We start from the raw sequence: 5,376 nt of genomic DNA, 5'->3' as shown, positions 1-5,376 counted from the left end.
CTACCATTCCGTCTGCGATCCACGTCAGTCCAAATCCAATTACAAGCGCCGCGATAGCTCCTGTTACTATTTGTTTTATTTTTAATATGAAGTTTTCTTTTCGTGTACTAATCGGCATTTTACTTATCGCAATAAAGATGATTGCTGAACTTGGATCAAATCCTTCTCCGACAACGCCGTTTGTACTTATCACTTCTATCCTTGAATTTTTAAACGAAAATAGTGATTTTATGAAAGCTGTACTAAGCCCAAAAGGAGATTTATCTTTCCAAACAAAATTGAAAGACTTCATGTGGAAAACACTATTTGAAGATACGAATGGCGCTCTCATTAATAAGGAAAATTTACTTGTTCCAAGTCAATACTTAGCTTCTTATATGGCATCTGCTCATATAGGTGTCATTCAGCAATGGTTAAATAATGGACAAAAAGAAACACCGGAGGAAATTGCTCGTATTTTATCAACAATCGCAGTTCATGGACCCTTTTATGCAGCTGGCTTAAAAAAATAAGCTTGCCTGCATAGAAACATGATTTAATCAATCTGAACATCAACAAACTTCTAAATGAAATATATGGCTGAGTAGTTACTATTATTATTAATAACTTGAAATTTATGTTCCTATGAAAAAAGCTGTTGAAAGAAATCCTCTTCAACAGCTTCTCCATTATTAACGATATAAACGAACTGCACCTGCAGTATTATCATCTGCTTGTCCAACTACTTCAAATTTCAATCCAAACTTCGGTGCTTTACGTCCTGCATCTGGGATTAAATCGTTCATATACGATTTAGAATCATCAAACTTCGTTACACCTGGTAACCCTTTGTAATCATATGTTCCGCGTGTTGGAGATACAACTTTCCATGCTGGCGTTTGGTTAAAGGAGAACGCAGCATCTGCGATTTGGTATCGTGTACTATTTTTAACAGTTGGTTTGCCGTTTAGCGTTCCAACAATTGCCTCTGGGTGAGAGTCAACAACCCCTAAGAAACCTTCGCCTGGATGCATACCTACCCAATTATCTGTAAAGCTAGAGTCTGCATACCATACAACAAGACCTGTATTATACGGTACACCAMCGCTATATTTTAACGCTTGATCAGCACCAGCGTAGTTTCTCCACTCTAAATAATAGTTATGTTTCTTCTTATCAAAACCGTTTGCTGTAACGAAACCATTTAATTTTAATTTCGCTTCGCCTTCTGCATCATCAGAGAACACAACATTTCCATCTACAGTTAATGTAGCGTTATCAAGAGTAAAACCGTTCGGTGCTAAACCACCATCTGTAATGTATTCGAATACCAGTTTTATTTTTTGTCCTTTAAATTGGCTTAAGTCATATGACTTATCTACCCATTTACCATCCGTTGTGTCTAGACCATTTTTCACATTCTTTTCGCCAATTCGATCCACTAACGTTTTCTTATCATCCTCTGTCACTGCATGTACTTCAAGGAAGTCATAATCTGTTTCAATTTCATACAATGATTTGTAATCAAACTTCGCCATTGTTGCATTTGTTAAATCAAACACTGGCGTTTCTATTGTTGTATGAAGATTATCACCTTTTGTACTATAGTAATATTTCTTACCGAATGCAGGCTGAATACCTTTTACATCTTTATCTGGTAAGTTAACGCGAATCAGACCAGGACGAGCTGATTTCGTTACACTTTGATCTAAGTACGTCGCAAGACCTATACCGCGATTTAATTTATCATAGTCAATCTCTACAATATTTGCCCAGTTTCCACCCATGTTCTTTTGAAAGAACTCTTTGTTTTGCGGAGAGAAACTCGGTGGCGTTGAACCTGCAATTTTACCAGCCCAGCTGCCGCCGCTCATAACAGACCAAGAATTAATTGGCTCACCTGATCCTGAGTACTTCGTATCATACTCATCTGGAAGACCTAAATCATGACCAAATTCATGTGCGAATACACCAACTGCTCCGTCTTCTGGCTCAATTGTGTAGTCGTATGCTGCCATTTTGCCGCCCCAGTTATCAACCTTTGCTTTTGTTCCTTCAATTGGATATGGTGTTCCAAGGTTCCAGCGATGTGACCAAATTGCATCATCACCTAGTCTACCACCGCCTCCATCTTGCCCAACTCCAGCGTGAATGACCATTAAGTGATCAATAAGACCATCTGATTCGTTTTTATTGCCATCACCATTATTGTCATATTGATCGTATTGGTCAAATTCAGATAAATCAATACCACTTTCTACAGCTGCATTTAATGCCTCTTTTACAAAATCACGAGGTCCTTTTGGTCCTTTATTATCATGACCGCCATCTCCTGCATCTGCACCATAATCCGCTGCTGTACCTGGAACTGTCAACCACTTTGTTACTGTCCCATCGACTGTATAACTACCACCAGATTGCTCTTCATAATATTGTTTAAATGTTGGGACTTTTGAACCATCAAAGAGTGTAAACGGCTCATTACCAAATAACATTTTTTGATAATGTTCTGGATTAAAATCATTTGAATACATATAACCTGGTACTTGATCAATATTGTTATGCTTAAAGTCAGCAAACTCTACTAGCAATACAAGAACTTTATCTTTACGAACATCACCGTTATATTGTTTTTGCTTCGCTGAAGTAGTTGGTACTTTGCCGTTTAATCCCCCTTTAACYGGCTCTTGTCCAGCTACCGGGCCACTAATAGGTTGATTTGCTTTTTCTTTCTCATCTGCTTTTGCATCTTTAACCTTTTTCAAAAAATCAGAAGCTTCTCTCGTAACACTGTCCCCCGCTGCTGGTTCTTTTCCAGCATTTTCGCCTTTTTTCTTCTCTACGTATTTTTCAACAGCTTTTAATGTGTCTTCTTTCGACGTAGATTCACTAATTACACCGCGTTTCTTGAGCGCATCTGCTAAGCGCTCCTCTGGAATTAAATTTTCATCAATTGGACTTAAAGCTCCTACATTAGACGGCGTCGCCGCATAAACAGATTGACTACCAAATCCAAATGTGCAACTAAGCACAGCTGTCGCCGCAAGCGTAGACAGCACTTTAAAAGGCTTTTTCTTCATCCCCATTCCTCCCCAATATTAAATACGTTACAACGTTTATATAATAAAGAATATTCTAATAATTTGCAATATACTGTCTTGATTTGTAATATTTTTGAAAATATTCTTTGTTTTAGATTGGTATACATTCTGATTCATCGATATTTATGGTTGCTTCTTGCATGTGAATTAGAATCGTGGCATGTATGTTTTCTTCTACGACAAGGACATCCAAAGAAATCCAATCCATATGCTCATTTTTATTTTGATCTTCAGTTTCAGGTGATAGCAGTTGACTTAAAATCATAAAGAAATCGTCCACTATATTTAGTGGACGATTTCTTTATTTATCTAAAATACAACTACAGTATCTCAATATACCCTTCTGTTCCATGTACCCGAATTCGTTGCCCGTCTTTTATTAGTTTTGTAGCATTCTCTACTCCGACGACTGCTGGTAATCCATATTCACGTGCAATAACTGCTCCATGTGTCATGAGTCCGCCAACTTCGGTGACTAACCCTTTTATAGATACAAACAATGGTGTCCAGCCAGGATCAGTAAATGCGGTAACTAATATATCTCCATCTTCTAAATTCGCATCTTCCATGTTTAAAATAACGCGAGCTCTCCCCTCTATAACTCCTGAAGAAACAGGTAGACCTACAATTGCTTCGGCCGGAAGGTTTTCTCGTTTGTACTTGCCTGTAATGATTTCACCATCAGACGTAATAACACGCGGAGGCGTTAGTTTTTCATATAATTTGTGCTCATTTTTCCGATTATTGATGACTTTGTAATCTAGTTTATTTGTACAAACAACTTCGTGAAGCTCTTCAAAAGTTAGATAGTATATATCTTCTATTTCATGAATAACACTATTTTGCACGAGTTGCTCGGCTTCTTTTAATATTGCCTGCTTATATATGAAATAGCGATTAATCATGCCGTACTTTGGATATTCACGATAACCGATAAAATTCCGGATGTTACGAATCATTCGCTTCGTCTCTTCTATTTTTTGTTTACCATCCGGCAAGTGCTGCAATCGCTCTAACAACTCTTCTTCTTTTTTCAAAGCTTCCTGCAGCCCTGCTTCAAATTTCCTTTTACCAGCACCAATTTCAAAATCTCTTATGTTATTTAAAATCATCGGGATAATTGTAGTTGGCTTTTCACTCCAGCGCGTTTTTGTGATATCGATTTCTCCGCTGCATCTCATTCCGTATTTATTCAGAAAAGCATAGATTGCATCTTGTGCTTTATCCCCGCCTTCAAACTTAACTAGCTCATCTAAAAAACTGTCATCTTCTATATGCTGTAAATACGCAATGACTTCTGGATATGGCCGAATCACATCTGCAACATCGAGTAATGCTAGACCCATTTCCGACGTAATATTGTTTTGTACAGATTGTGAAAGTGTGTCTGCTACGTTTTTTTCACCTAGCCATTGCTCCATCTTTTCATTGATCCATGATGAAGCATTCATACCTGCCATAAGGACAGCCATACTTTGCGGGTGAAATAATATTTTCTTTAATTGCTGGATATCTTCTAAAATAAAATCAAGTACATCCAGCCCTGATTTCGTTTGAATGTTTTGTTTTAACTCTTCGATCGATGCTTGACTATTCTTTATTAAATCCATAACGATTGCCGGATCGCTTTCGATTTGTGGTTGTGAACTTGCAGGTGGCATACTTTTACCAAGACCCTTTTCTTTTTCATCATCCGGTAACAATTTGATAAAATTATCTCGCTCTATTACAGTCGTTAATGCATCTTTAATAAGCGGCTCCGAGTTCCCTATTGTATTTAATAAAAATTCTCTACTAGCAGGCGACGCCAGTCTTTGTGCAACATCAACAAACAGCCTTCCTCCAGCTTGAAACCTCGGTCCAAAGGATGTTAACTGGAATAAAGACATTCCTAACGGCTTCAAAGGATCGGTCATCATTTGTTGGTGACCAACCGATACATACACATGATTTTCCTGATCATTTGCTTCTGGAATTGGATATAAAGTCGTTATCGGCCTGCTTTGAACAATATAAAATGTGTCATTAACTAAACACCATTCAATATCTTGTGGGCAGCCAAAATAAGCTTCGATCTGTCTTCCAATCTGTGCTAGTTGTAATATTTGTTGTTCCGTAAGCGTTTGAATCTTTTGCTGAGCGAGATTGATTTGTTTCGTCTCTGTTCCGCCCTCTTTTAAGGCATAGATAGCCAATTTTTTAGTTGCGATCATCTTCTCGGCGATTTCGCCTTCTTTTACTTTATAATTATCAGCAGAGACCAGTCCTGATACTAATGCCTCGCCAAGTCCAAAAC

The 5,376-nt window shown here is 37.9% G+C and carries 4 protein-coding genes; 1 reads left to right on the top strand and 3 read right to left on the bottom strand.

Annotation, left to right across the window (positions count from 1 at the left end; translation table 11 throughout):
- Positions 1-5 precede the first annotated feature (5 nt).
- The gene (locus tag AC1DTM_RS17630) at positions 6-512 is read left to right on the top strand and encodes a TetR-like C-terminal domain-containing protein (RefSeq protein ID WP_477000568.1); all 507 of its coding nucleotides are present in this window, start codon (positions 6-8) and stop codon (positions 510-512) included.
- Between the two features lie 159 nt (positions 513-671).
- Here the strand turns inward: AC1DTM_RS17630 and AC1DTM_RS17625 are convergent, their stop codons facing one another.
- From AC1DTM_RS17625 to ppsA, 3 genes are all read right to left on the bottom strand, one after another.
- Complete coding sequence (locus AC1DTM_RS17625; protein ID WP_477000567.1) at positions 672-3,059, bottom strand: immune inhibitor A domain-containing protein; 2,388 nt, start codon at positions 3,057-3,059, stop codon at positions 672-674.
- 112 nt (positions 3,060-3,171) lie between these two features.
- Positions 3,172-3,345 (bottom strand): hypothetical protein, encoded by a 174-nt coding sequence (locus tag AC1DTM_RS17620; protein ID WP_016105326.1) that lies wholly within the window; start codon positions 3,343-3,345, stop codon positions 3,172-3,174.
- Between the two features lie 55 nt (positions 3,346-3,400).
- On the bottom strand, positions 3,401-5,376 hold a 1,976-nt coding region (gene ppsA, locus AC1DTM_RS17615), incomplete at its 5' end, for a phosphoenolpyruvate synthase (RefSeq protein WP_477000566.1).

The sequence above is a fragment of the Bacillus sp. P4_D3 genome, from assembly GCF_056401855.1.
Note: the sequence above shows the minus strand (reverse complement) of the source record. Positions and strands in the feature narration are given on the sequence as shown.